This window comes from Micromonospora sp. NBC_00898 (assembly GCF_045207895.1).
Classification (GTDB): Bacteria; Actinomycetota; Actinomycetes; order Mycobacteriales; family Micromonosporaceae; genus Micromonospora.
In genome coordinates this window covers 7,062,257-7,087,065 of the sequence record NZ_CP108775.1, presented here as the reverse complement: position 1 = coordinate 7,087,065, position 24,809 = coordinate 7,062,257, and the positions used below count along the sequence as shown (strand labels likewise).

The window sequence follows — 24,809 nt, the reverse complement described above, 5'->3', positions numbered from 1 at the left end:
GGTGGGCTACATCCTCTCCGGGGCGGAGACGCCGAGCAGGCGCAGGCCGTTGGCGATGACCACCCGGGTGGCGTCGTTCAGCCAGAGCCGGGCCCGGTGCAGGTCGGTGACCTCCTCGTCGCCGCGCGGCAGGATCCGGCAGTTGTCGTAGAACCGGTGGTACGCCCCGGCCAGCCGCTCCAGGTAGCGGGCGACCAGGTGCGGCCCGCGCAGCTCCGCCGCGGAGGCGACCACGGCGGGGAACTCGGCGAGCGCCTTGAGCAGCTCGTTCTCCTTCTCGTGGGAGAGCAGCCCGGCGTTCAAGTCGGCGGCGTCACCCCGGGTCAGCCCCACCTCGGCGGCGTTGCGCCCGACGCTTGCGGTCCGGGCCGCGACGTACTGGACGTAGTAGACCGGGTTGTCGCGGGTGGCCCGGGTCCACAGCTCCACGTCGATGTCGATCGGCGAGTCGCTGGAGTAGCGGGCGAGCGCGTAGCGCGAGGCGTCCACGCCGATCGCGTCGACCAGGTCCTCCAGGGTGACCACGGTGCCGGCCCGCTTGCTCATCCGCACCGGAGCGCCGTCGCGGACCAGGTTGACCAACTGGCCGATGAGGATCTCCAGGTTGCGCTCCGGGTCGTCGCCGAAGCAGGCGGCCATCGCCTTCATCCGGCCGATGTAGCCGTGGTGGTCGGCGCCCAGCATGATCACCACGCGCTCGAACCCGCGCTCGCGCTTGTCCAGGTAGTACGCGCAGTCGGCGGCGAAGTACGTCCACTCGCCGTTGGACTTGCGCAGCACCCGGTCCTTGTCGTCGCCGAAGTCGGTGGTGCGCAGCCAGGTCGCGCCCTCGGACTCGAAGACGTGTCCCTGCTCGCGCAGCCGGGCCAGTGCCTGGTCCAGCTCGCCCCGGTCGTGCAGGTCCTTCTCGTTGAAGTAGGTGTCGAACTCGACGCCGAAGTCGCGCAGCGAGGACTTGATCTCCTCGAACATGAGCGCGACGCCCTCGACCCGGAACACCTCCTGGGCGGCGGCGTCGTCCAACTCCAGCACGTCCGGCCGGCGCTGGGCCACCTCGGCGGCGATCTCCGCGATGTACGCCCCGCCGTAGCCGTCCTCCGGGGCCGGTTCGCCCTTGGCGGCGGCGAGCAGCGACCGGGCGAACCGGTCGATCTGGGAGCCGGCGTCGTTGAAGTAGTACTCGGTGCCGACCTCCGCCCCGGTGGCGCGGAGCAGCCGGCTGAGCGCGTCGCCGACGGCCGCCCAGCGGACCCCGCCGATGTGCACCGGGCCGGTCGGGTTCGCCGAGACGAACTCCAGGTTGATCTTCTGCCCGGCGAGGGTGTCGCTGCGGCCGTAGTCCGGGCCGGCCTCGACGATCACCTTGGCGAGCTGGCCGGCGGCGGCCGCGTCGAGCCGGATGTTCAGGAAGCCCGGGCCGGCGATCTCCACCGACTTGATCCCGGGCGCCTGGCCGAGCCGCTCGGCAAGGGCGGTGGCCAGCTCCCGCGGGGGCACGCCCACCTTCTTGCTGAGCTGGAGCGCCAGCGTCGAGGCGTAGTCGCCGTGCTCGGGGTTGCGGGGTCGCTCCAGGACGGTCTGCGCGGGCAGCGCGGCGGGATCCAGCCCCCGGTCGGTGAAGACGGCGCGGGCTGCGGAGAGGACGACCTCGGCGAGTTCTGCGGGAGTCACCGACCCATGTTATCGGGGGTAGACTCGGGCACCGCGGCGGCGACCCAGCATGTGAACGGCCCGCCAGCTCCCTGACCGACCGACCTGACGAGGCACGATGAGCATCAGCACCCCGGGCGGCCCGGAACGCCGCCCGACCGTGGTCAGCACCGGCAAGAAGCCGGCGGCCGGCCGGCCGGCCGCTGCCGACAAGCCGTCCGGTGGTAAGGCCGGGGCGGGCAAGGGCACTCCGCGGCAGACCGCCGGCGGCAAGGGCCGCAAGCCGGTCGCGCCGGTCAAGGTCAGCCAGGGCCGCTCGTGGGGCCCGATCGCCCTCTTCGTCGCCGTCGGCGTGCTCGCCGCCGGCATCATCGGCGTCGGCGCGTGGGCGGTGTACCGGGGCTCGCAGCCGTGGCAGGAACGGGCCGACGCGATCAACGGCGTGGTCGACTACCGCAAGACGGACAAGGCGCTGGTCGAGGGCGGCAAGCACCAGCAGGGCGCGATCAAGTACGACGTCCTCCCGCCGGTCGCCGGCCCGCACAACCCGTCCTGGCAGAACTGCATGGGCGACGTCTACGACGCCCCGATCGCCAACGAGCACGCGGTGCACAGCCTGGAGCACGGCACGGTCTGGATCACCTACCGTCCGGACCTGCCGGCCGACCAGGTGGCCAAGCTCAAGGCCAAGGTGCAGGGCAAGGAGAAGCTGATGCTCAGCCCGTTCGAGGGGCTGGACAAGCCGATCTCGCTGCAGGCCTGGGGCTTCCAGCTCAAGGTCGACAACGCCGACGACGGCCGGATCGACGACTTCATCAAGACCCTGCGGGTCAACGCCTCGATCGAGGGCCCGAACGCCAACTGCGCCCAGGGCGTCACCGCGACCGGCACCACGCCGCGTGACCTGGGCAACGCCGCGGACCAGCCGACCCAGTAAGGACTCCGATGACTGCTCCCGTCACGACGGCCAGCGCGCCCGACGAGACCCCGGTCACCGCCGACGGCGGCCGGGGGGCCGCGCGCCGGTTCGGCACGCTGGCGTTGGCCGCCGCCGTCGTGGTCGGCCTTCTTCTCGGGTACGCGGGCGGCCTGCTCACCCCGACCGTCACCCGGCCGGGTGACAACTCGGCCGAGGCGGGTTTCGCCCGGGACATGAGCACCCACCACGCCCAGGCGGTGCAGATGGGGCTGATGGCCTTCCAGCAGGGCGAGGATCCCGAGGTACGCCAGATCGGCGGCGACATCGCCACCGGCCAGCAGGGCGAGATCGGCACCATGCAGACCTGGCTGCGGCTGTGGAAGCTGGACCCGACCGGCGACCAGCCGGCGATGGCCTGGATGCCGGACGGCGCCGGGCTGGTGAAGGACGGCCTGATGCCCGGCATGGCCACCCCGGCGGAGATCACGAAGCTGAGCCAGTCGCGGGGGCGCGAGTTCGACGTGCTCTTCCTGCAGCTGATGATCCGGCACCACCTCGGCGGGATCCACATGCTCGAGGGCATCCTCGACGAGGGGCACGACGACGACGTGCTGAAGGTCGCGCAGACCATGAAGAACACCCAGCAGACGGATCTCACCAACCTCCAGGCGGCGCTCAAGCGCCTGGGCGGCTGATCCGTCGTACCGTCCCGCACCGAGGGGCCCGCGTCGTCCGCGACGCGGGCCCCTCGGCGTCTCCGACCGTACCTGTCCCGTTATGGCACTTTATAACGGTTTGCACTCTGCGACCGATTGCGCTGCTTGGAGACTTTTCTCCCCACATATCGTGACCAGTTGCGATTCGGGCTCGTTGCGCAGGACGTGGGGGTTGCACTCAGAGACGCAGGACGCTCGGTCACCAGTTGGTGCCGGCGCCACACCATCGGCGGTGACGGGGCGGTGGCAGCCGTCCGTCGCGGACAGCGGCAGGGCGAGTCGGGAACGCTCAGCCGCGAACAGGAACTCGAACTGATCGACGTGCTGCGGGGCGTCCACCCCGACGAGTTCGGCCTGGACGAGGAGCTCTGGACGCGACAGAGCCTGACCACCCTCATCCAGCGCCGGTTCGATCTGACCATGGACGCCGGCACGGTCGGGGCGTACCTGCGGGCCTGGGGGTTGGGTCCGCGGGAGCCCCGGGAGCGCGCCTGTGGGCTCTGTGTGGGCGCGGTCGAGCGGTGGGTGCGCGGGGAGTACCCGACCATCACCCGGGCCGCCCAGGAGCACCTCGCCGACGTCTACTGGATCGGCCGGGTACGCCTGCGCGGCACGATGCCGGCGGCGGACGTGGTCTCCGCGGTCTCCTCCCGGGGCCGGGTGCGCTTCATGATCACCACACCCACGGTCGACCCGCCACTACCCCGCGACTTCGTGCTGCGGCTCAGCGGGGCCGAGGAGCGGACGGCGCACCTGATCGTGGACGGCTCCTGGCCGAAGAACGAGTGGCCGCGCCGCCTCCCCCGCCGCATCGTCCTGCACCCCCTCCCCAGCTGCGGCCGCGCTGTGGCCGCCGCCTGACCCCCCAACCCCCCACCCCGTCAACTCCGTTGATCATGAGGTTGGCGGGGGCCGGGGAGATCCACTCGCCCGTCAACCTCATGATCAACGCAGGTGGGCGGCGCGGGAGGGGTCGGTGGGTGTCGATTCGGTGATCCCGGGAGGGGTTTGCTACTCTTCTCGGGTCGCTGAGCCCCCGTAGCTCAGGGGATAGAGCACCGCCCTCCGGAGGCGGGGGCGCAGGTTCGAATCCTGCCGGGGGCACAACAAACGAACGACAAACGCCCTGCCACTCGGCAGGGCGTTTGTCGTGTGCCACCCCAGCCGACCTGCCCCGCCGCTGCCACGTCACGGCCAGCCGAGGGCTGGCATCGACCCGGCGCGAGCGGGGCCGGCGGTGTCGGGCGGCGGGACGCACGATGCCTCAGGTGGCCGGTGTGGACAGCGTGACGGCATGGTGACGGAGAGCACGCGGATATTGCGGGATTGTTACCCGCGCGGGCCTCCCAGCACTTGCGAATGGCCTTCTCGTCGGAATACGTTGCCGACGGCAACAAAAACAGTGAAGGCCATCCCCCCCCGGAGGCATCCATGACGTTGGCGAGGTGGTACGAGCGATGAGCGACGTGCCCATCCTCCTGGAGATGCGTTCCATCACCAAGGAGTTTCCCGGAGTCAAGGCCCTCTCCGACGTCAACCTGGTGGTTCGCGCCGGCGAGATCCACGCCATCTGCGGTGAAAACGGTGCCGGCAAGTCCACGCTGATGAAGGTCCTCAGCGGGGTCTACCCGTACGGCACGTACGACGGTCAGATCATCTACCAGGGTGCGGAGACGCGGTTCTCCGACATCCGCTCCAGCGAGCACGCCGGGATCGTGATCATCCACCAGGAGCTCGCGCTCATCCCGGACATGTCGATCGCCGAAAATATCTTCCTCGGCAACGAACCCCGCAAGCGCGGTGCGATCGACTGGAAGTCCGCGAACCGGATGGCGCTGGACCTGATGGCCCGGGTCGGCCTGCAGGAGGACCCGGACACCCTGATCAAGGACATCGGGGTCGGCAAGCAGCAGCTCGTGGAGATCGCCAAGGCGTTCGCCAAGGACGTGAAGCTGCTCATCCTGGACGAGCCGACCGCCGCGCTGAACGAGGCCGACTCGCGGCACCTGCTGGACCTGCTGCGCGGTTTCCGCTCGCGCGGCATCACCTCGATCATGATCTCGCACAAGCTGAACGAGATCGAGGCGATCGCCGACCAGATCACGATCCTGCGCGACGGCCGGACCGTGGAGACGCTGGACGTCAAGGCGGACGGCGCCGACGAGGACCGGATCGTGCGGGGCATGGTCGGTCGCGAGCTGAGCAGCCGGTTCCCGGACCACACCCCGAAGATCGGCGAGGTCTTCTTCGAGGTCCGCGACTGGAACGTCCGGCACCCGATCTCCGCCGAACGGCAGGTCTGCAAGAACGAGAGCTTCGTCGTCCGCCGCGGCGAGATCGTGGGCTTCGCCGGGCTGATGGGCGCGGGTCGCACCGAGCTGGCGATGAGCGTCTTCGGCCGGTCCTACGGCGTCTACGAGTCCGGCACGATCAGCAAGGACGGCAAGGAGATCGTGCTCAAGTCGGTGGCGGACGCGATCGCCCACGGCCTGGCGTACGTCAGCGAGGACCGCAAGGCGATCGGCCTCAACCTGCTCGACGACATCAAGGCCTCCACGGTGGCCGCCAAGCTGTCGAAGATCACGAAGCACGGCGTCCTCGACGAGGTCGCGGAGTACCAGGCGGCCGAGGCGTACCGCAAGGAACTGCGGACCAAGGCCCCGACGGTCGACGAGAGCGTCTCCAAGCTCTCGGGCGGCAACCAGCAGAAGGTCGTGCTGGCGAAGTGGATGTTCACGGACCCCGACCTGCTGATCCTCGACGAGCCGACCCGCGGCATCGACGTGGGCGCCAAGTACGAGATCTACGGCATCATCCAGCGGCTCGCCGACCAGGGGAAGGGCGTCGTCGTCATCTCCTCGGAGCTGCCTGAGCTGATCGGGCTCTGCGACCGCATCTACACCGTGTTCGAAGGCACCATCACCGGCGAGATCGACCGGCAGGACGCGGACCCGGAGACCCTCATGAAGCAGATGACCTCGACGAAGAAGATGCAGACACGATGAGCCGACTTAAGGACCTGCAGAAGAACCTCTTCGGAGGCACCACGTCCAATGCCCGTCAGTTCGGGATGATCTTCACTCTGGTGGCGATCGTCGTCCTGTTCCAGGTGCTGACCGACGGGCTGACGCTGCGATCGGACAACCTGATCGCGCTGTTCAACCAGAACTCGTACATCCTCATCCTGGCCATCGGCATGCTGATGGTGATCGTCGCCGGCCACATCGACCTCTCGGTCGGCTCGATCGCCGCCTTCACCGGCATCCTGGTCGCCAAGTCGATGGCGGAGTGGTCGCTGCCCTGGCCGGTCGCCATCCTGTTCGGCCTCGCGATCGGCGCGGTGATCGGCGCCTGGCAGGGCTTCTGGGTGGCCTACATCGGGGTGCCGGCGTTCATCGTCACCCTGGCGGGCATGCTGCTCTTCCGAGGCGGCAATCAGTTCATCGGCAACGCGAACACCATCCCGGTGCCCGAGGGCTTCCGGGTGATCGGCTCCGGGTTCCTGCCCGAGGTCGGCCCGGACACCGGCTACAACAACATGACCCTGCTGCTCGGCCTCGCCGCCTGCGTGGCCGTGGTGTGGCGGGAGTTCCAGTCGCGCAAGACGCGCCGGGAGATGGACGCCGACCCGGCCCCGATGTGGATCTCGCTGCTGCGGCTGGCCGTGATGGTCGGTGTGATCGTCTTCGCCTCGCTGCGCTTCGCCAGCGGCCGGGTCGGCACCAGCTTCCCGGTCTCCGGCATCATCCTGGTGGCGCTGGTCCTGGCCTACTCCTTCTACACCCGCAACACCGCCGGCGGCCGGCACATCTACGCGGTCGGCGGCAACTCCCGGGCCGCGGAGCTGTCCGGTGTGAAGCTCAAGCGGGTCAACTTCTTCGTCATGATGAACATGTCGGTCCTGGCCGCACTGGCCGGCATGATCTTCGTGGCCCGTTCGGCGGCCTCCGGCCCGCAGGACGGCAACGGCTGGGAACTGGACGCGATCGCCGCGGTCTTCATCGGTGGCGCGGCCGTCTCCGGCGGTATCGGCACCATCAGCGGCTCGATCGTCGGTGGTCTGGTCATGGCCGTGCTCAACAACGGCCTGCAGCTCCTGGGCGTCGGCACCGACCGGGTCCAGATCATCAAGGGCCTGGTCCTGCTGCTGGCCGTCGCGATCGACGTCTACAACAAGAGCCAGGGGCGCTTCTCGGTCATCGGGAGCATCACGCGCTCGTTCCGTCGTGACACACCAACCCCACCCACGTCATCGTCCGACGCGGAGCGCGAGCCCGCCCGGACGGCGGTGTCCGGCTGACGGCCACCGGACCTCTCCCCCGTATCACCTCTCCAGAAGGGTTCTACCCAGTCATGCGCAATCTCATTGGCAAGTCGGTGGCCATCGGTGCCATCGCGGCGCTCGCTCTCACCGCGACCGCCTGCGGCTCCGGCCGCGACGGGGACTCCGGCGGCTCGAAGGGTGACACCAAGGGCTTCGCGGCGGACTCCCTGATCGGCGTCGCCCTGCCGTCGAAGACCTCGGAGAACTGGGTCCTCGCCGGTGACCTGTTCACCAACGGCCTCAAGGACGCCGGTTTCAAGAGCGACGTCCAGTACGCCGGCGCGTCCACCACGGTCGCCGACCAGCAGGCGCAGATCACCGCCATGGTGACCAAGGGCGCCAAGGTCATCGTCATCGGCGCGACCGACGCCGCGCAGCTGTCGACCCAGGTCGCCGCGGCGCACCAGGCCGGCGCGAAGGTCATCGCGTACGACCGCCTGATCACCAACACCCCGGACCTCGACTACTACGTCGCGTTCGACAACTTCAAGGTCGGCCAGCTCCAGGGCCAGGCCCTGCTGGACGGCATGAAGGCCAAGAAGCCGAACGGCCCGTACAACATCGAGCTCTTCTCCGGCTCGCCGGACGACAACAACGCCGGTGTCTTCTTCAACGGCGCGATGAGCGTGCTCAAGCCGGAGATCGACAAGGGCAACGTGGTCGTCGCCTCGAAGCAGACCGACGTCAAGCAGACCGCCATCCAGGGCTGGAAGGCCGAGGGTGCGCAGGCCCGCATGGACCAGCTGCTGACCTCGACCTACGGCAGCAAGGAGCTGGACGGCGTCCTCTCCCCGAACGACACGCTGGGCCGCGCGATCATCACCTCGATCAAGGGTGCCGGCAAGCCGATCCCGGTCGTCACCGGCCAGGACTCCGAGGTCGAGTCGGTCAAGTCGATCATGGCTGGCGAGCAGTACATGACGATCAACAAGGACACCCGGAACCTGGTCAAGCAGACCATCGAGATGGTGAAGGCCCTGCAGGCCGGTAACACCCCCGAGGTCAACGACACCAAGTCCTACAACAACGGCAGCAAGGTCGTGGACACCTACCTGCTCCCGCCGGTCGCCGTCACCAAGGCGAACGCGGCCGAGGCGTACGCGAACGACCCGAAGCTCGCGCCGCTCACCAAGTAAGCACCACCGGCTAGTCAGCGACGAACGTCGGGTCCCGGAATCCTCCTTCCGGGACCCTTCGTCGTCATGGCGGCCGACAACCGACCGGAAGGAGGCCCGACCGTGACGACACCCCTGCGGTCCGGTGTCCCCCGGCCGGGCCGGAACCCGTCGTTCCCCATGCCGTCGTCGCCGGGCGCCAGCCAGGAGGAGATCCGCCGGCTGAACCTCGGCGCCGTGCTGCGCCACGTCCACGTGCACGGTCCGACCTCCCGGGCGGAGCTGACCACCCGGCTCGGCCTCAACCGCAGCACCATCGGCGCGCTCGCCGCGGACCTCGCCGCCACCGGCCTGGTCACCGAGGAGGCGCCGACCACCGCCCGCCGGGCCGGACGCCCCTCGCTGGTGGTGAGCCCCCGCTCCGACCGCGTCTACGCGCACGCGCTGAGCATCGAGGCGGACCAGCTGCGCGCCGCCCGCATCGGCCTCGGCGGTCGCATCCTCGACCTCCGGGAGGCCGCCCGCCCCTGCGGCATGTCGGCCCTCGACGCCGTCGGCCCGCTGGCCGAGCTGGTCCGCGACATGGAACGCGCCGTCGCCGCGGACGCGGTGTTCGTGGGCGGCGCGGTCGCCGTCGGCGACACCAGCCGCGACCGCCAGGGACGGATCCGCATCGGTGGCGGCGACGAGGCGCTCGGCGCCGCGCTCGGGGCCGAGCTCACCGGCGGGCCGGGCTTCGTCGCCGCCGACATGGCCGACATCGCCGGCCTCGCCGAACACGTACGCGGCGTGGCGGCGGGCGTCGACGATCTCATCTACCTGCACGGGGACCTCGGGGTCAGCGCCGGCATCATCATCGGCGGCCGGCTGGTCATCGGCCACCGCGGACACAGCGGCAAGGTCGGCCACATGGTGGTCAACCGGGACGGCCTGCCCTGCGGGTGCGGCTCACGCGGCTGCTGGGAGACCGAGATCGGCGCGGCGGCGCTGCTGCGGCACGCCGGCCGGAATCCGGAGGACCGCGCCGCGGTCGCCGAGGTCCTGCGCGCCGCCGCCGACGCCGAACCCACCGCCCTGGCGGCGGTCCAGCAGGTCGCCGACTGGCTCGGTTTCGGCGTGGCCAATTTGGTCAACGTGGTCAACCCGGACACCGTCGTGTTCGGCGGCTACCTGCGCGAGGTCTACGCCGCCGGCGCCGACACGGTCCGCCGCCGCCTGGACGAGATGGCCCTGCCCGCCTCCCGCGAGCACGTACGGTTGCGGGCGGCCGCGCTCGGCCGCGACGCGCCCCTGATCGGCGCCGCCGAACTGGCCTTCGACAAGCTGCTCGCCGACCCGCTCAACGCCGGCGGCACGGGCCAGCCGGGACTCGGGCCCGCCCAGACCCCGACCTGACGGGCGCGGCCCGGCAGGCGTCCGAAGCCGGTGGGCGGATCGTCAGCCGCCCGCTCGGCGGGCCCGGGCCCGGCGCTTTCCCTCGTGCATGGCCTGCACCCGGGCCACCGGGATGGTCCGCCCCTCGGCGACCAGGTCGGCGGGGAGCCGCTGCGGCGTGGGCATCGCCGCCGCCCACGGATCCCGCTCGACGACCAGCGCCGGGACGGTCCGCACGGTGAAGTCCGCCGGTGTGACCGTGGGCAGGTCGTCCCAGGCCACCGGGAAGGAGACCGGCAGGCCGGGCCGGATCCGCGGGCTGTACGCGGCGACCACGGTCGCCCCGCCGGCCCGGGTCGGGTCAATGAAGACCCGGCCGCGCCGGTCCTCCCGGATGAAGGCGGTGGTGGCCAGCGTCGGGTCGAGTCGTTCGGTGTGCACCGCGAGGGCCCGGGTGGCCGCCGCCGCCTCCTCCGCGGTGGTCTCCCCGACGACCGGCACGAAGACGTGCAGGCCCTTCGCTCCGCTGGTCTTCACCGCCGCGGTCAGGCCGACCCCGGCGAGCGCCCGCCGGACCAGCTCGGCGGCCCGGACGACGGTGCCGAACGGGCCGCCCTCCGGCGGGTCGAGGTCGAGCACCAGATGGGTGGGACGGTCGGGTTGCGTCGCCGTGCCGAGCGTCGGGTGGTACTCGACCGCCCGCTGGTTGGCGAACCAGAGCAGGGTGCGCCGGTCGTCGCAGAGCGCGTACGACACCTGCCGGTGCGACGCCTCGGCCCAGACCGCGGTGCGGCGTACCCATTCCGGGGTGTACTTCGGCAGGTTCTTCTGCATGAACGGATCCTGCCCGCGAAGCAGCCGGATCACCGACAGGGGCCGGTCCCGCAGGCCGGGCAGGATCCGGTCGCGCACCGCGTCCAGGTAGTCGACCAGGTCCCGCTTGGTGACGTCCCCGCCGACGAGCAGCGGTTGGTCCAGGTTGGTCAGTGCGACCCCGTCCCGGGTCTCGTCCGCCCCGCTCATCCGCCCACCTTGCCGCCCGTACCGGCCGGTGGCAACCCGACGCGGCGGTCAGCCGGTGAACGGGTTTCCGCCGGCGGCCAGCGCGGTCAGCACCTCGGCGGCCCGTCGCCGGGCGGCGTCGTACACGCCGGAGCCGAGACTGACCCGGGCCACCCCGAGCCGGGCCAGCTCCGCCACCCCGGGCGTGCCGGGGCGCAGGAGCACGTTCACCGGACCGTCGACCGCCGCCACGAACCGCCCGATCAGCTCCGGGTCGGCGAGCATGATCGGGTACACGCAGTCGGCGCCGGCCGCCCGGTAGCGGCGGGCCCGGCCGACCGCCTCGTCGAACCCCGCGGCGTGCTCGCCGGTGGCGCGCAGGAAGACGTCCACCCGGGCGTTGACCACCAGGTCGGGCCCGGCCGCCGCCCGGACGGCGGCGAGCAGCTCGGCCTGCTCGTCCACGTCGCACACCCGTTTCGTACGCGGGTCGGAGTCCTCCAGGTTCAGCCCGCCAGCGCCGGTGGCGAGCAGCCGGTCGACCAGTTCCGCCGGGCGCAGCCCGTACCCGCGCTCCAGGTCGGCGGTGACCGGGACCGGGACGGACCGGACCACCCGGGCCACCGCGTCGAGCATCTCGGCGACCGGGGTGGCCTCGCCGTCGGCGTGGCCGAGCGACTCGGCGACGGCGGCGCTGCTGGTCGCGACCGCCGGGAATCCGGCGGCGGCGACCGCCCGGGCCGACCCGGCGTCCCAGGCATTCGGCAGCATCAGCGGGTCGCCGGGGCGGTGCAGGGCGCGCAGCGTGGCGGGGGTACGGGAGTCGGTCATGCCCCGATTGTCGGCCGGCCGGCGGTCCACCCTTAAGCTCCAATCCTGTGCCGATGGACTGGGCCGATTTCGGCGTCGACCTGCACCTGGAGCTGGACGCCACCGGCGGCCGGCGGGCCGGGCTGGAGCGGGCGTTGCGCGCCGCGATCCGCGACGGCCGGTTGCCCCCGTCGACCCGGCTGCCGGCGACCCGCGCACTCGCCGCCGAGCTGGGTGTCGCCCGGGGCACGGTCAGCGCCGCCTACGACCAGCTGGTCGCCGAGGGTTGGCTGGTGGCCCGTGTCGGCGCGGGCACCGAGGTCAGCCCGCAGCGACCGGCGGCCCCACCGGGTCCCGCCCCGGCGCCGGTCACCGCCCCACCCCGGTACGACCTGCGGCCGGGCAGCCCCGACGTGGGCGCCTTCCCGGTCGCCGCCTGGTCGCGGTCCACCCGCCGGGCGCTGGCCACCGCCCCGGCGACCGCGTACGGCTACGGCGACCCGCGCGGCCGGCCCGAGCTGCGCGCGGCGCTCGCCGGGTACCTGGGCCGGGCCCGGGGGGTGCTGACCGACCCGGAGCGGATCGTGGTCACCACCGGGTACGTCCAGGCTCTCGTCCTGCTCACCACCGTGCTCCGGGACGCCGGCCGGCCGGTGCTGGCGATGGAGGACCCGGGGCTGCCGTTCCACCGGGAGGTCGTGCGCCGCCAGGGCGGCCTGGTGCTGCCGCTGCCGGTGGACGACCGGGGTGCCCGCACCGAGCTCCTCGGCACGGGCGAGCTGGCCGACGTCGCGGCGGCGGTGCTGACCCCGGCGCACCAGTACCCGACCGGGGTGACCCTGCACCCGGCCCGCCGGCACGCGCTGACCGGCTGGGCCCGGGACGCGGGCGCCCTGGTCGTCGAGGACGACTACGACGGCGAGTTCCGCTACGACCGGCAGCCGGTGGGCGCCGTCCAGGGCACCGCGCCCGAGCAGGTCGCCTACGTGGGCACCGCCGCGAAGACGCTGGGGCCGGCGCTGCGGCTGGCCTGGCTGGTGCTGCCGACCCGGCTGGTGGAGCCGGTGGTCGAAGCCAAGCGCCACCTGGACGTGCAGACCGAGGTGGTCGGGCAGCTCACGCTCGCCGACCTGATCGACAGCCACGGGTACGACCGGCAGGTGCGTACCGTCCGCCGCCACTACCGGCAGCGCCGGGACCTGCTGCTGGACCGGCTCGGCGGGCGGCTGGTCGGCGGGATCTCCGCCGGGCTGCACGCCGTGGTTCCGCTGCCGCCGGACGGGCCGACCGAGGCGGAGGTGCTGGCCCGGGCGGCGGCGCGAGGGCTGGCCCTGGCGGGGCTGGACCGGCACGGGCACCACCCCGGCACCCACCCTCCGGGCCTGGTGGTCGGGTACGCCACCCCGCCCTCGTACGCCTACCCGGCGGCGCTGGCCGCGCTGGCCGAGGTGCTGCGTACCCCCGCCGCCCCGGCCTGACCGGGCCGCCGAGGTCCGGCCGGCGCCCTCGCCGGCGCGGGCCAGGTCCGGGCCGAGTGGCGCGAGGAGCGCCGCGGCCCGAGCCCGACGGCGCTCCCGGTCGGTCACCGGGCCCAGGTGCCCGGTGGGCCCGGTTCAGGCCCGGGCGCCCGGCCGGGCCGGGTCGCCGGCGAGGGCCGGCGTCGGGGTGGCTGCCCGGCGCAGGGTGGCCACGGCGACCAGCAGGGCGACCGTGACCAGGGCGGCGGCCACGGCGAACGCGGTCCGGTAGCCGCCGGCCAGAGCCTCCACCTCGGACCAGCCGGCGCCGCGCAGCCCGGCGGCCCGGTGGCCGGCGAGGGTGGCCAGCGCGGCCAGCCCGAGCGCGCCGCCGACCTGCTGGGTGGTGTTGGCCAGTCCCGAGGCGAGGCCGGCGTCGGCCGGGTCCGCGCCGGCCATGGCGAGCGTGGTGACCGCCGGCAGGGTCAGCCCGCCGGCCACGCCGAAGACCAGGGTCGCGGGAAGCACCTCGGTGAGGTAGTGCCCGTCGGCCGGCAGCCGGGCCAGCAGCAGGAAGCCGACGACGGCGAGGCCCAGTCCGGTGAGCAGCACCGCCCGGCCGCCGAAGCGGGCGATCAACCGGCCCGCCAGGCCGAGCGAGACCACCGCGATCAGCACCGGGGTGGGCAGGAAGGCCAGCCCGGTGGCGGCCGGGTCGAGTCCGAGCACCAGTTGCAGGTCGAGGGCCAGCAGAAACTGGAAGCCGAAGAACGCGGCGATCGTCAGCAGCTGTACCAGATTGGCGGCGACCAGGTCGGGCGTTCGCAGGATCCGGGGCGGCAGCAGCGGTACGGCGGCGACCGTCTGCCGGAACGCGAACCCCGCGAGCAGGGCGGCGGCGAGGGCGGCGGCGCCGAGGGTGCGGGGCGAGGTCCAGCCGTGCTCGCCGGCGCCGAGGACGGTGACCACCGTGGCCATCAGGCCGGCGGTGACCAGCACGGTGCCGGCCAGGTCCAGCCCCGCCGCCAGCCCGACGCCGCGGTCCGCGGGCACCCGCAGCAGCGCCCCGGCGATGATCAGCAGCCCGATCGGCAGGTTGACCAGGAAGATCGACCGCCAGCCGGCCAGTTCGGTGAGGAACCCTCCGGCCAGCAGGCCGAGCGAGGCGCCGGCCGCCCCGGTGAAGCTGAACACCGCGATGGCCCGGGCCCGATCGGCGGGGGCGGGGAAGAGCGCGACGACCATGCCGAGCCCGACCGCGGTGGCGAGCGCACCGCCGGCGCCCTGGAGGAAGCGGGCGACGACGAGCGTCGCCGGGCCGGCCGCCACCGCGCAGGCCAGGGAGGCGAGGGTGAAGATCGCGACCCCGGCGAGGAAGACCCGGCGCCGGCCGGCCAGGTCGCCGAGTCGCCCACCGAGCAGCAGCAGGCCGCCGAAGGCGACAAGGTAGGCGTTCACCACCCAGGCCAGGCCCGAGGTGGAGAAGCCGAGATCGCGCTGGATCGCGGGCAGCGCCACCGCGACGACGCTGCCGTCCAGGATGATCATCAGGCTGCCGGCGCAGAGCACCAGCAGCGCCTGCCAGCGATGGGTCCCCGTCATGGAACTGCCTCCTTGGTGCACGGTTTGTTACCGAGGCCATCGTCTGTGACCATGAGCCGGAGCGGAAGGAGGCACTTTGGTGTCCCAGGGGAACAGGTGTGTGTCCATCACGGCGGGACAGGCCCGGGCCTGCACGGTCCGCGAGGCCCTCGACCGGGTCGGCGGGAAGTGGAGCATCGGCATCCTGGTCGCCGCCAGCCAGGGACCGGTCCGCTTCACCGAGCTGGAACGGCAGGTCGAGGGGATCAGCCGGCGGATGCTCACGCTGACCCTGCGCAACCTCGAACGCGACGGCCTGCTGCACCGGGAGGTCTACCCGACCGTGCCGCCGAAGGTGGAGTACACCGCCACCCCGATGGCGCTGGAGCTCTACGAGTCGCTGGTCGCGCTGACCGCCTGGGCGGAACGGCACCGGGCGGCGATCACCGACGCCCGGGCCGCGTACGACCGGGAACACGGCGCCCCGGCCGACTGAGCTGAGTCACTCCTTCACCGGCGCGTCCCAGTCGATGTGGTGGTCGTAGAGCCAGGCCAGTGACCGGCCGTCGGCCCGGGCCACCTGCCGGGCGATGATCGGCAGGGCGAGGTCGCGCACCACCCGGCCCACCGGCCCGGCCACCTTGGTGGTGCTGGTCCGCTTCCCCTGCGCGACCACCCGCTCCACCCGCCGCCGGCGCAGCCGCTCGTACGCCTCGAACGCCGCCGACACGTCCGGCCGGTCACGCAGGCAGCGGGCGAGCTGGACGGCGTCCTCGAACGCCATCGCCGCGCCCTGCCCGGAGGAGGGCGCCGCGGTGTGCGCCGCGTCGCCGATGAGGATCATCCGGTCCCGGTGCCAGACCGGCACCGACGGCAGGTCGTACGTGGGCCAGCCGTACTCGATCCGCTCGGTCCGGTCGAGGACCGCCAGGGCCGGGCCGGTGTCACCGGCGAGCAGCTCGCGCAGCCGGGACCGGGCCTGCTCCGGGCGGATCGCGGCGAGCTGTTCGCGGGTCAGCTCGGTGGGCTGCGGCGGGTTGGCGAACCACCACACCTCGTCCTCGCCCACCGCCATCCAGCAGAAGAAGCACCGCCGGCCGAAGACCATGTGCATCAGCCCGCGCTCGCCGGGCAGCCGCAGCCCCCGGGCGAATCCACCGGCGTTCAGCAGCGGCACGTAGCGCGGGGCGGGCGCCCCGGGGTCGATGATCGTCCGGGTCCGCGAGCGGAGCCCGTCCGCGCCGATCAGCAGGTCACCCTCGGCGACCCGGCCGTCGGCGAAGCCGGCCCGCACTCCCGAGCCGGTCGGCTCGGCGTCCACCAGCCGGGCGCCGTGCACGATCTCGACGCCCCGGCGCAGCGCCTCGTCCCGCAGCGCCCGGTAGAGGTCGGAGCGGCCGATGGTGCTGCTGCCGAAGCCGCGGGTCCGAGTGCCGCTGGTGCCGAACTCGCCGAGCTTGCGTCCGTGGTGGTTGTGCAGCGCCATCCGGGGCGTCGGGTGGCCCGGGCCGGCCACCAGCCCGTCGAGTCCGATCGCGCGCAGCGCGTCGACCCCGTTGACCGAGAGGGTGAGGAACGCACCGACGCCGACTGCGTCCCGCTCGTACGCCTCGTGCACCGTCACGTCGATCCCGGCACGGCGCAGGGCCATGGCGGCGACCGGGCCGGCCAGGCCGGCGCCGATGATGAGAGCCTTAGTCATAAGATGACTATACATAGAATGACCATTGATCGACACCCCGTCACCTAAGGTGATGGCATGGCCGCCCGCGCGTACCGTCGCTCCCCGCTGGCGATGATGGTGCTGGCGCTCCTGGTCGAGGAGCCGATGCACGCGTACCGGATGCAGCAGCTCATCCGGGAGCGCGACAAGCAGGACGTGGTCAACGTCGCGCAGCGCAACAGCATCTACCAGACCATCGACCGGCTCCGCCGGGACGAACTGATCCGGGTGGCGCACACCGCCCGCGACGAGCGCCGGCCGGAGCGCACGGTCTACGAGCTCACCGACGAGGGGCGGCGCACCCTCGACGCGTGGCTCGCCGACGCGCTCGCCACCCCCGCGCGGGAGTTCCCGGAGTTCCCCGCGGCGCTGTCGTTCCTGCCGATCCTGCCGCCGGCCGAGGCGACCCGGCAGCTCGAGCGGCGGGCCGAGACCCTCGCCGCCCGACTGCGCGAACGCGAGGCGGTGCTGGCCGCGGTGGAGTTGCCCCGCCTGTTCCTGATCGAGGACGAGTACCGCCTGGCGCTGCTGCGGACCGAGCTGGACTGGGTCCGGCGGCTCGCGGCCGAGCTGCGCGCCGGCACGCTGACCTGGTCGGGCGAGTGGCTGGCCGACTGGACCGGCACCCCGGGCGACTGAGCCCTGTGGCGAACGCCACGCAATCCGTCTGACCGATCGGTCAGGTGCTGACCAATCGGTCAGGCATGCTGGCGGACATGGCACGCGCGACACCGGAGACCCATGGCGAGATCCTCGCCGCAGCGGCGCGGCGGTTCGCCGTCACCGGCTACAAGGGCACCTCGTTGCAGGACATCGCCCGCGAGGTGGGCTGCTCCAAGGCCGCGGTGCTCTACCACTTCGCCAACAAGGAAGCCCTGCTCGGCGAGCTGATGGCCCCGGCCATGGCGGTGCTCCAGGCGCTCGACGAGCGGATCGCCGGGCATACCGGGGCCGACGCCCAGCGGGCCGCCGCCGAGGGCTTCGTCGACCTCGCCGTCCGCTTCCGGCGGGAGATCGCGCTGCTCCGCGGCGAATTCCCCGACCTGCTCCAGCAGCCCGCCTTCGCGCACGTCCAGCAGATCTCCGAACGACTGCTCGACGCGTTCGCCGGCCACTCCGACCGCCCGGCGGCGCGGATCGCCGCGCTGGTGGTCCTCGCCGGGATCCCGGAGGCCTGCGCCGAGTTCGCCGACGTCCCCGACGAGGAGCTGCGGCCCGCCCTGCTGGCCGTCGCTCACCGGGCCCTGGACACCACCACCACCTGACCCCAGTTCCCCCACGACCCCGAGGACAAGGAACCTTCATGGCGACCCTGCTGTACCGGCTCGGCCGGGCCTCGTTGCGCCGCCGATGGCTCGTCGCTGTCGGGTGGCTCGTCGTACTCGTCGGCCTCGGCGTGGCCGCGGCGACGCTGCACGGCCCGACGGCGAGCAACTTCACCATGCCCGGCACCGAATCCCAGCGCGCGATCGACCTGCTCGCCGACCGGTTCCCGGCGGCCAGCGGGGCCACCGGCACCATCGCGGTCAAGGCGCCGCAGCCGGGCCAGCTGATGAGCCCTGAGGGGCAGGCGGTGGTCAGGCAGGTCACCCAGGAGGCGGCCACCCTGCCCGGCGTGGTCGGCGCGGTCGACCCGTACCAGGTCAAGGCGCTGTCCCCGGACGGCCGGTACGCGCTGATCCAGGTGCAGTTCAAAGGGCGCGCGGACGACGTGACCGACGCGCAGCGCGCCGCGTACGAGAAGGTCGGCGCGCAGGCCGAGGGGTGGCAGATCGCCCCCGGCGGCGAGGTGCTGAACTCCGAGCCGGAGGTCGGCTCCACCGAGGCGCTGGGCGTGCTGGTCGCCGCGATCGTCCTGGTGGTCACCTTCGGCTCGCTGGTCGCGGCCGGGATGACCATGCTGAACGCGCTGATCGGCGTGGGCGTCGGCATGGCCGGCCTGTTCGCGCTCAGCGGCGCGGTCGAGCTGACCAGCACCGCGCCGATCCTGGCCCTGATGCTCGGCCTCGCGGTCGGCATCGACTACTCGCTCTTCATCACCTCCCGGCACCGGCAGAACCTGCTCGACGGGCTCTCCCCCGAGGAGGCGGTCGGCCGCGCTGTGGGCACCGCCGGCTCCGCCGTCGTGTTCGCCGGCGCCACCGTGGTCATCGCGCTCGCCGGCCTGGCCGTGGTGGACATCCCGTTCCTCACCGTGATGGGCCTGGCCGCCGCCGGCACGGTGACCATCGCGGTGCTGGTCGCGATCACCCTGGCGCCGGCCCTGCTCGGCTTCGCCGGCCGCCGGGTGCTCCCCCGCAAGCTGCGCAACGCTGCGGCGGCGACCGCCGCCGCGAGCCGTCCCGGGTTCGGCTTCCGCTGGGCGCACTGGGTGACGAAGCTGCGGATCCCGGTCATCCTGGTCGGCCTGCTCGGCCTCGGGCTGCTCGCGCTGCCCGCCCAGGACATGCGGCTCGCGCTGCCGGACGCCGGCACCGCGCCGGAGGGTACCCCGGCCCGGGCCAGCAACGAACTGATCCGGGAGGGCTTCGGCCCCGGCTTCACCGGCCGGCTCGCGGTGGTCGTCACCGCCGATTCCCCGCAGGCCACCCAGGCCGCCGTACCGCAGGTGACCGCGCTGATCCAGAAAACCGACGGGGTGCTGGCGGTGGCCCCGCCGCAGCTCGACCCGACCGGCCGCACCGCGCTGCTCGGGGTGATCCCGAAGACCGGCCCGACCGACGAGGCCACCGAGACGCTGGTGCACGACATCCGCCGCCAGGTCGCCGGCATCGACACGGCCGACGTGCTGCTCACCGGCGTCACCGCGATCGGCATCGACGTGTCGGAGAAGCTCTCCGATGCGTTGCCGGTCTACCTGCTGCTGGTGGTCGGGCTGTCGATCCTGCTGCTGATGCTGGTGTTCCGCTCGATCCTCGTCCCGGTCAAGGCGGCGCTGGGCTTCCTGCTCACCGTGGCGGCGACGTTCGGGATCACCGTCGCGGTGTTCCAGCAGGGGCACCTGGCCGACCTGGTCGGCCTGGACACCCCGGGGCCGCTGATCAGCTTCCTGCCGATCCTGCTCATCGGCATCCTGTTCGGGCTGGCCATGGACTACGAGGTCTTCCTGGTCTCCCGGATGCGGGAGGACTTCGTGCACGGCGACACCGCCCGGCAGGCCACCATCAACGGGATGGGGCACGGCGCCCGGGTGGTCACCGCCGCCGCACTGATCATGATCTCGGTGTTCAGCGGCTTCATCTTCCTCGACGACCCGGTGATCAAGTCGATGGGCTTCGCGCTCGCGATCGGCGTCGCCATCGACGCCTTCGTGGTCCGGATGACCATCGTCCCGGCGGTGATGTCGCTGCTGGACAACGCCGCGTGGTGGCTCCCCCGCCGGCTCGGCCGGATCCTGCCCAACGTCGACGTGGAGGGCGAGGGCCTGCGCGCCCACCTCGCCGACAAGGAACCCGCGAACGTCTGAAAGGAGGGGCCCCTGTTGACGCATTCCGCACAGCAGGGGCCCCTCCAAACGGCCGCCGGTCAGACGCCGGCCGGGTAGGTCTCCATCTCGCCGGGGGTGGTCAGGGCGGGCAGCGGGTGCAGGGCGGTGGCCTCGTCGCACCAGATGAACCCGTCGTAGCGCTCGGCCAGCCGGGTCGGCACGTAGTTGCCCCACGACTCGAAGGTGGGGTCGTAGACCACCCCGATGGCCCGGTGGTCGGCCGGCCCGGTGACCCACTCCGGCTGGTCGGGGCCGCCGAAGACCAGCACCGCCCGCTCCGGCATCAGCTCGTGCAGCCGCCGCTCCACCGAGCCCTCCCGGGCCGGCGGGACCACCATCGCCTCGGCCGGCGAGCCCCAGCGCGGCGCGGCGATCACCGTCCCCCGGTAGCTGCCGAGGCCGACCAGCGCCACCACGTCCCGGCCGTGCCGCTCGCGCGCCAACTGGCCGATGTTGACCATCCCGTCGGCGGCCATGTCGGTGGCCCGGGCGTCCCCGACGTGGGTGTTGTGCGCCCAGACGATGCCCCGGGCGTCCGGGCCGTACCGGTCCAGCAGCCGGTCCAGCGTGTCCGCCATGTGGATGTCCCGGACGTTCCACGACTCCGGGCCACCACCGATCATCGCCCGGTAGTAGCGCTCCGCGCCGGCCACCACCTCCGCGTTCTGCCAGGCCGAGAAGCGGTCCGGCCCGTCCGCGGCGGCCTGTTCCCGGGTACGCGCCAGCAGCCGCACCACCTCCTCCTCGCAGCGCGCGGAGACGAAACGGCTGGCCGCGCCGTACTCCTCGACCCGCTTGCCGTACGGCTCGAAGCAGCGGTACGCCTCCTGCGCCGCCTCCAGCGAGGCCGGGTCCTCCTCGCCCAGGTAGTCGAAGATCGCCTGCATCGACTCCCAGAGGCTGTAGACGTCCAGCCCGTGGAAGCCGGCCCGTTCGCCCTCCGGCCGCTCCAGGTTCCAGGCCCGCAGCCACTGGCAGAAGCGGGCCACCTCGGCGTTGGCCCACATCCAGGTGGGCCAGCGTTCGAAGCGCTCCAGGGCGGTCTGCGGGTCGGCCGACCCGCCCGGCGCGCCGACCACCGAGCGGTGCACCCGATCGCAGTCCGGCCAGTCCCCCTCCACCGCGACGAAGTCGAAGCCCTGCTCGGCGATGAGCCGCCGGGTCAACTGTTCCCGCAGCCGGTAGTAGTCGTAACTGCCGTGCGTCGCCTCGCCGATCATCACGATCCGGGCGTCCTGGACACGCTCCAGCAACGGGTCGAAGTCGCTCGGCGCGCCGAGCCGCTGTACCAGCATGCCCGCGGCTACCCGGGTCCCGCGCGGGCAAACCGAGGCCCGGCCCGCGCCCGCAGCAGGGCGGGCCGCCGCAGCCCGGCGGCCACCGGCGGCATGGTGGCGGGCGGAGCGGGTAGCCGGCCGGCATGACCGTCACCGGGGTGCAGTTGCAGGAGTACCTGGCCGGGCTCGACTACCCGGTCTCCCGCGAGGACCTGGTCCGCTGGGGGCAGGAGAACGGGGCCAGCACCGAGATGTTGCAGATGTTGAAGGCGCTGCCCGCGGAGGAGTTCGACTCCCCCGCCGAGCTGAGCGAAGCGCTGAACACCCTCGCCTGAGGCGGCCGGGTCAGCCCACCGTGACGCTGACCGGGTGCCAGCCGGTGGCGCCGTCCGGGAACGGCGGGCGGCGCTGCTCCGGCCGCACCGCGCCGGCGCCGTCGGTGGCGCGTACCCGCAGGCTGTGCCCGCCGGGAAGGGCCGACCAGTCGTGCCGCCGCCCGGCCGGATGGGTCCCGTGATCAGCGCAGCAGCCGGAGGTAGTGCTCCGGCCAGGTCGGCGCGGTCAGCCGGGGATGGTGACGGTGCGCCCCTCGGCGCGGGCCGTCTCGGCGGCGTCCAGCACCGCGACCACCTCACGGCCGAAGCGGACGTCACAGCGGTGGTCCCGGGTGCCCGCGTCGATCTCCTCCAGCAACTGGTCGATCGCCGTGCCGAACGCGGCCAGCACGCTGCCGTCGCCCGGCGGGACGGTCTCCGTGCCGTTCTCGCCGAAGAAGACGAAGTCCCGGGTCACCGCCTCCGGAGGGGCGTCCAGGGTGAGCGACATCGTGCTCGTCGCCCCGCCGTCGTGGGTGAGCAGCAGGTGCACCAGGCCGCTCGGGCCGTCCATCGCGGCCACCCGACTGACCCGGCCGAGCACCGGCAGGATGATGGAGAGCGCGTGCGGGCCGATGTCCCACAGCGCGCCCCGGTCCCGCCGCCACTGTGAGTTCCCGTACGGGTTCCCCGGCTGGTAGATAGAAGCGAACATGGTGGCCCGGGCGTGCTGCCAGCCACCGGCCGCAGCGGTGGCGGCGAGGAATCCGGTGACGTTCGGGTGGTACCGCTGGGTGAAGAAGACCACCGAGGCCACCCCGGACGCCTCGGCCGCGACGACCACCCGGTCGGCGTCGGCGAGGCTCAACGCCAGCGGCTTGTCCAGCAGCAGGTGCCGACCGGCGGCGGCGGCCCGGACGGCGATGTCGGCCTGTACGTCCGGCGGCAGCGCCACGGCGATCGCGTCGCACGCCCCGATCAGCGCGTCGGCGTCGTTGAAGACCGGCACGCCGTGCCGACCGGCCAGCACGGCGGCCTTCTCCCGGTCCCGACCCCAGACCCCCGCGAGCTCGGCGCGGGGGTGTGCGTCGATGGCCGCGGCGTGCGTCTCCGCCGCCCAGTGACCGGTGCCGAACAAGCCGAACCGCAGCACGAGGTACTCCCGCTTTCCGTCGTCCGCCACGGCGACCCCGTGGCCGTGATCCACGCTAGTCGGTCCGGTACGCCCCACGCATGCGACCCGACGGAGAGCCGGCCGCCGGGCAGTACTACGCGGGTTAGTAGGCTGTGCCGGTGAACGGGACTCCGACGGGATGCCGTCGATGACCAGCGCGGCCACGGCCGGCTCGCCGGTGGACGGGCTCCTCGCGACGGCGACGATCGTGCTGTCGCTCGTACTCGCCCTCTGGGCGCTGGTGGCCGCCGTGCGCCACCGGCCGCCGGACCGGGTGCAGTTCCTCGGCCTGGCCGTGCTGGAGGTCGCGCTGCTGGCGCTGGCCGTGGTGGCGCTCGTCGCGATCGGCGGCGGCGAACGGCCCGGCGAACCCGGCGCGTTCTTCGGCTACCTGGTGACGCTGGTCTGCCTGCCCCCGCTGGCCTGGGTGCTGGCCCGGATGGAACCGACCCGCTGGGGCTCCGCGATCGTCTGCGCGATCTGCCTGGTCACCCCGGTCGTGGTGGTCCGGCTCGGCCAGACCTGGGAGGTGCTCGGTGGCTGAACCCGTCGGCGTACGCCCGGACGAGGCCGGCGGCCCGACGCCGGCGCCGGAACGCGCCACCAACAAGGGGCCGGGCCGGCTGCTGATCGCCGTCTACATCCTGTTCGCCATCGCCGCGACCTCCCGCGCCGGGCTGCAGATCGCCACCAAGTTCGACGAGGCGCCGGTGGCGTACCTGCTCTCCGCCGTGGCCGCGCTGATCTACATCGTCGCCGCGGTCGGGCTGGCCCGGGCCGGGCACACCGGCCGGCGGGTCGCGCTGACCTGCTGCTCGGTGGAACTGGTCGGGGTGGTCGCCGTGGGCGTCCTCAGCCTCGCCGACAAGGCGCTCTTCCCCGACGAGACGGTCTGGTCCGGCTTCGGCAGCGGCTACGGCTACATCCCGCTGGTCCTGCCGATCCTCGGCCTGCTCTGGCTCTGGCGCACCCGCCGCACCCCCGCCTGACCCCCACCGCGCAGCCCTGTCGCCTCCGTCGCACCCGCGCCACACCCGCCCACCCGCGCCGCGCACGGCGCGTCGGGCGCGGGCGCGGGTGCCGGGGTGGGTCAGTCCTTGGGGCCGCCGGCCACGTAGATGACCTGGCCGGAGACGAAGGACGCACCCTCGCTGGTCAGGAACGAGATGGTGTGGGCGACGTCCTCCGGCCGGCCGGGGCGGCGGACCGGGATCTCGGCGGCGGCGTGCTGCTGCAACGCCTCGAAGTCGACCTTCATCCGGGCGGCGGTGGCGGCGGTCATGTCGGTGACGATGAAGCCCGGCGCGACCGCGTTCACGGTCACCCCGAACGGGCCCAGCTCGATGGCGAGGGTCTTGGTGAAGCCCTGGAGGCCGGCCTTGGCGGCCGAGTAGTTCGCCTGGCCCCGGTTGCCCAGCGCGGAGGTGCTGGAGAGGTTGACGATCCGGCCCCACTTCCGCTCGACCATGTGCTTCTGGGCGGCCTGGCTGAACAGGAACGCGCCGCGCAGGTGCACGCCCAGCACGGTGTCCCAGTCGGTGTCGGTCATCTTGAACAGCAGGTTGTCGCGGAGCACGCCGGCGTTGTTGACCAGCACGGTCGGCGCGCCGAGCTCGGCGGCGACCCGCTCGACGGCCGCCTCCGCCTGGGCCCGGTCCGACACGTCGGCGCCCACGCCGAGCGCCCGGCCGCCCGCGGCGACGATCGCGTCGACGGTCTCCTTGGTGGACGACTCCTCGATGTCGACGACGGCGACGGCCATGCCGTCGGCGGCCAGCCGGCGGGCGGTAGCCGCGCCGATGCCGCGCGCGGCTCCCGTCACGATGGCGACGCGGGGCTCCTCCGACATGATTACCTCCCGGTAACTTGGGCTCGATCGAAGGAGC

General features: G+C 72.8%; 23 protein-coding genes and 1 tRNA gene. 16 read left to right on the top strand and 8 right to left on the bottom strand.

Annotated elements, in window-relative coordinates; translation table 11 throughout:
* Positions 1–6: 6 nt before the first annotated feature.
* On the bottom strand, positions 7–1,671 hold the full coding sequence (gene argS / locus OG799_RS34480; RefSeq protein WP_406041364.1) for an arginine--tRNA ligase: 1,665 nt from the start codon (positions 1,669–1,671) through the stop codon (positions 7–9).
* 97 nt (positions 1,672–1,768) lie between these two features.
* Between argS and OG799_RS34475 the strand changes: the two genes are divergently transcribed.
* The 8 genes from OG799_RS34475 to OG799_RS34440 all read left to right on the top strand — a co-directional run bounded on the left by OG799_RS34475 (position 1,769) and on the right by OG799_RS34440 (position 10,119).
* A complete protein-coding gene (locus tag OG799_RS34475; protein WP_406041362.1) occupies positions 1,769–2,587 on the top strand; it encodes a DUF3105 domain-containing protein in 819 nt (272 codons plus the stop codon).
* An 8-nt stretch (positions 2,588–2,595) separates the two neighbouring features.
* Positions 2,596–3,264 (top strand): DUF305 domain-containing protein, encoded by a 669-nt coding sequence (locus tag OG799_RS34470; protein ID WP_406041360.1) that lies wholly within the window; start codon positions 2,596–2,598, stop codon positions 3,262–3,264.
* A 186-nt stretch (positions 3,265–3,450) separates the two neighbouring features.
* The gene (locus OG799_RS34465) at positions 3,451–4,146 is read left to right on the top strand and encodes a winged helix-turn-helix domain-containing protein (RefSeq protein WP_406046491.1); all 696 of its coding nucleotides are present in this window, start codon (positions 3,451–3,453) and stop codon (positions 4,144–4,146) included.
* A 171-nt stretch (positions 4,147–4,317) separates the two neighbouring features.
* Positions 4,318–4,389, top strand: a tRNA-Arg gene (locus tag OG799_RS34460).
* A gap of 353 nt (positions 4,390–4,742) precedes the next feature.
* On the top strand, positions 4,743–6,290 hold the full coding sequence (gene mmsA, locus OG799_RS34455; RefSeq protein WP_406041358.1) for a multiple monosaccharide ABC transporter ATP-binding protein: 1,548 nt from the start codon (positions 4,743–4,745) through the stop codon (positions 6,288–6,290).
* Positions 6,287–7,585 (top strand): multiple monosaccharide ABC transporter permease, encoded by a 1,299-nt coding sequence (mmsB, locus tag OG799_RS34450; RefSeq protein WP_406041356.1) that lies wholly within the window; start codon positions 6,287–6,289, stop codon positions 7,583–7,585. The genes mmsA and mmsB overlap by 4 nt, the downstream gene beginning before the upstream one ends.
* A 53-nt stretch (positions 7,586–7,638) precedes the next feature.
* Entirely contained in the window at positions 7,639–8,745 is a 1,107-nt protein-coding gene (locus OG799_RS34445; RefSeq protein ID WP_406041354.1) for a substrate-binding domain-containing protein, read from the top strand.
* Positions 8,746–8,811: 66 nt separating this feature from the next.
* Positions 8,812–10,119 carry an ROK family protein gene (locus OG799_RS34440; RefSeq protein WP_406041352.1) on the top strand — a complete coding sequence of 436 codons (1,308 nt, stop codon included), beginning with the start codon at positions 8,812–8,814 and terminating at the stop codon, positions 10,117–10,119.
* Between the two features lie 42 nt (positions 10,120–10,161).
* Here the strand turns inward: OG799_RS34440 and OG799_RS34435 are convergent, their stop codons facing one another.
* Both OG799_RS34435 and OG799_RS34430 read right to left on the bottom strand, forming a co-directional pair.
* Positions 10,162–11,121 carry a DNA polymerase domain-containing protein gene (locus tag OG799_RS34435; protein ID WP_406041350.1) on the bottom strand — a complete coding sequence of 320 codons (960 nt, stop codon included), beginning with the start codon at positions 11,119–11,121 and terminating at the stop codon, positions 10,162–10,164.
* A gap of 48 nt (positions 11,122–11,169) precedes the next feature.
* Complete coding sequence (locus OG799_RS34430; RefSeq protein ID WP_406041348.1) at positions 11,170–11,931, bottom strand: isocitrate lyase/phosphoenolpyruvate mutase family protein; 762 nt, start codon at positions 11,929–11,931, stop codon at positions 11,170–11,172.
* A gap of 53 nt (positions 11,932–11,984) precedes the next feature.
* On the opposite strand from OG799_RS34430, the gene OG799_RS34425 reads away from it, so the two are divergent.
* Entirely contained in the window at positions 11,985–13,388 is a 1,404-nt protein-coding gene (locus OG799_RS34425) for a PLP-dependent aminotransferase family protein (protein WP_406041346.1), read from the top strand.
* Between the two features lie 135 nt (positions 13,389–13,523).
* Here OG799_RS34425 and OG799_RS34420 read toward each other — a convergent pair whose 3' ends face one another.
* Positions 13,524–14,969 (bottom strand): MFS transporter, encoded by a 1,446-nt coding sequence (locus tag OG799_RS34420; RefSeq protein ID WP_406041344.1) that lies wholly within the window; start codon positions 14,967–14,969, stop codon positions 13,524–13,526.
* Positions 14,970–15,069: 100 nt separating this feature from the next.
* Here OG799_RS34420 and OG799_RS34415 point away from each other — a divergent pair, with 100 nt between their 5' ends.
* A complete protein-coding gene (locus OG799_RS34415; RefSeq protein WP_406041342.1) occupies positions 15,070–15,444 on the top strand; it encodes a winged helix-turn-helix transcriptional regulator in 375 nt (124 codons plus the stop codon).
* Between the two features lie 6 nt (positions 15,445–15,450).
* On the opposite strand, the gene OG799_RS34410 is transcribed toward OG799_RS34415, so the two are convergent.
* On the bottom strand, positions 15,451–16,650 hold the full coding sequence (locus tag OG799_RS34410; RefSeq protein WP_406041340.1) for an FAD-dependent monooxygenase: 1,200 nt from the start codon (positions 16,648–16,650) through the stop codon (positions 15,451–15,453).
* A gap of 57 nt (positions 16,651–16,707) precedes the next feature.
* On the opposite strand from OG799_RS34410, the gene OG799_RS34405 reads away from it, so the two are divergent.
* The 3 genes from OG799_RS34405 to OG799_RS34395 all read left to right on the top strand — a co-directional run bounded on the left by OG799_RS34405 (position 16,708) and on the right by OG799_RS34395 (position 20,137).
* On the top strand, positions 16,708–17,310 hold the full coding sequence (locus OG799_RS34405) for a PadR family transcriptional regulator (protein WP_406041338.1): 603 nt from the start codon (positions 16,708–16,710) through the stop codon (positions 17,308–17,310).
* A gap of 77 nt (positions 17,311–17,387) precedes the next feature.
* Positions 17,388–17,936, top strand: a complete 549-nt coding sequence (locus OG799_RS34400) for a TetR/AcrR family transcriptional regulator (RefSeq protein ID WP_406041336.1) — start codon at positions 17,388–17,390, stop codon at positions 17,934–17,936.
* A gap of 38 nt (positions 17,937–17,974) precedes the next feature.
* The gene (locus tag OG799_RS34395; protein ID WP_406041334.1) at positions 17,975–20,137 is read left to right on the top strand and encodes an MMPL family transporter; all 2,163 of its coding nucleotides are present in this window, start codon (positions 17,975–17,977) and stop codon (positions 20,135–20,137) included.
* A 59-nt stretch (positions 20,138–20,196) separates the two neighbouring features.
* Here OG799_RS34395 and OG799_RS34390 read toward each other — a convergent pair whose 3' ends face one another.
* The gene (locus tag OG799_RS34390) at positions 20,197–21,453 is read right to left on the bottom strand and encodes an erythromycin esterase family protein (RefSeq protein ID WP_406041332.1); all 1,257 of its coding nucleotides are present in this window, start codon (positions 21,451–21,453) and stop codon (positions 20,197–20,199) included.
* Between the two features lie 125 nt (positions 21,454–21,578).
* Here OG799_RS34390 and OG799_RS34385 point away from each other — a divergent pair, with 125 nt between their 5' ends.
* Positions 21,579–21,770 (top strand): DUF2795 domain-containing protein, encoded by a 192-nt coding sequence (locus OG799_RS34385; RefSeq protein ID WP_406041330.1) that lies wholly within the window; start codon positions 21,579–21,581, stop codon positions 21,768–21,770.
* Positions 21,771–21,996: 226 nt separating this feature from the next.
* On the opposite strand, the gene OG799_RS34380 is transcribed toward OG799_RS34385, so the two are convergent.
* Positions 21,997–22,902 carry a Gfo/Idh/MocA family protein gene (locus tag OG799_RS34380; RefSeq protein ID WP_406046490.1) on the bottom strand — a complete coding sequence of 302 codons (906 nt, stop codon included), beginning with the start codon at positions 22,900–22,902 and terminating at the stop codon, positions 21,997–21,999.
* Between the two features lie 169 nt (positions 22,903–23,071).
* Between OG799_RS34380 and OG799_RS34375 the strand changes: the two genes are divergently transcribed.
* Positions 23,072–23,467: a hypothetical protein gene (locus OG799_RS34375; protein ID WP_406041328.1), complete on the top strand. Its 396-nt coding sequence runs from the start codon at positions 23,072–23,074 to the stop codon at positions 23,465–23,467.
* 79 nt (positions 23,468–23,546) lie between these two features.
* On the top strand, positions 23,547–23,912 hold the full coding sequence (locus OG799_RS34370) for a hypothetical protein (RefSeq protein ID WP_406046489.1): 366 nt from the start codon (positions 23,547–23,549) through the stop codon (positions 23,910–23,912).
* Positions 23,913–24,013: 101 nt separating this feature from the next.
* Here the strand turns inward: OG799_RS34370 and fabG are convergent, their stop codons facing one another.
* Complete coding sequence (gene fabG / locus OG799_RS34365) at positions 24,014–24,772, bottom strand: 3-oxoacyl-ACP reductase FabG (RefSeq protein ID WP_406041326.1); 759 nt, start codon at positions 24,770–24,772, stop codon at positions 24,014–24,016.
* Positions 24,773–24,809 lie beyond the last annotated feature (37 nt).

What these genes read in the sequence shown, in the direction of transcription:
- OG799_RS34390 (WP_406041332.1), bottom strand. Translation starts at nt 21,453, where the DNA reads ATGCTGGTACAGCGGCTCGGCGCGCCGAGCGACTTCGACCCGTTGCTG.
- OG799_RS34385 (WP_406041330.1), top strand. Translation starts at nt 21,579, where the DNA reads ATGACCGTCACCGGGGTGCAGTTGCAGGAGTACCTGGCCGGGCTCGAC.
- OG799_RS34420 (WP_406041344.1), bottom strand. Translation starts at nt 14,969, where the DNA reads ATGACGGGGACCCATCGCTGGCAGGCGCTGCTGGTGCTCTGCGCCGGC.
- OG799_RS34470 (WP_406041360.1), top strand. Translation starts at nt 2,596, where the DNA reads ATGACTGCTCCCGTCACGACGGCCAGCGCGCCCGACGAGACCCCGGTC.
- OG799_RS34375 (WP_406041328.1), top strand. Translation starts at nt 23,072, where the DNA reads ATGACCAGCGCGGCCACGGCCGGCTCGCCGGTGGACGGGCTCCTCGCG.
- OG799_RS34410 (WP_406041340.1), bottom strand. Translation starts at nt 16,650, where the DNA reads ATGACTAAGGCTCTCATCATCGGCGCCGGCCTGGCCGGCCCGGTCGCC.
- OG799_RS34435 (WP_406041350.1), bottom strand. Translation starts at nt 11,121, where the DNA reads ATGAGCGGGGCGGACGAGACCCGGGACGGGGTCGCACTGACCAACCTG.
- OG799_RS34400 (WP_406041336.1), top strand. Translation starts at nt 17,388, where the DNA reads ATGGCACGCGCGACACCGGAGACCCATGGCGAGATCCTCGCCGCAGCG.
- OG799_RS34440 (WP_406041352.1), top strand. Translation starts at nt 8,812, where the DNA reads ATGGCGGCCGACAACCGACCGGAAGGAGGCCCGACCGTGACGACACCC.
- OG799_RS34405 (WP_406041338.1), top strand. Translation starts at nt 16,708, where the DNA reads ATGGCCGCCCGCGCGTACCGTCGCTCCCCGCTGGCGATGATGGTGCTG.
- fabG (WP_406041326.1), bottom strand. Translation starts at nt 24,772, where the DNA reads ATGTCGGAGGAGCCCCGCGTCGCCATCGTGACGGGAGCCGCGCGCGGC.
- OG799_RS34445 (WP_406041354.1), top strand. Translation starts at nt 7,639, where the DNA reads ATGCGCAATCTCATTGGCAAGTCGGTGGCCATCGGTGCCATCGCGGCG.
- mmsA (WP_406041358.1), top strand. Translation starts at nt 4,743, where the DNA reads ATGAGCGACGTGCCCATCCTCCTGGAGATGCGTTCCATCACCAAGGAG.
- OG799_RS34430 (WP_406041348.1), bottom strand. Translation starts at nt 11,931, where the DNA reads ATGACCGACTCCCGTACCCCCGCCACGCTGCGCGCCCTGCACCGCCCC.
- OG799_RS34425 (WP_406041346.1), top strand. Translation starts at nt 11,985, where the DNA reads ATGGACTGGGCCGATTTCGGCGTCGACCTGCACCTGGAGCTGGACGCC.
- OG799_RS34395 (WP_406041334.1), top strand. Translation starts at nt 17,975, where the DNA reads ATGGCGACCCTGCTGTACCGGCTCGGCCGGGCCTCGTTGCGCCGCCGA.
- OG799_RS34475 (WP_406041362.1), top strand. Translation starts at nt 1,769, where the DNA reads ATGAGCATCAGCACCCCGGGCGGCCCGGAACGCCGCCCGACCGTGGTC.
- mmsB (WP_406041356.1), top strand. Translation starts at nt 6,287, where the DNA reads ATGAGCCGACTTAAGGACCTGCAGAAGAACCTCTTCGGAGGCACCACG.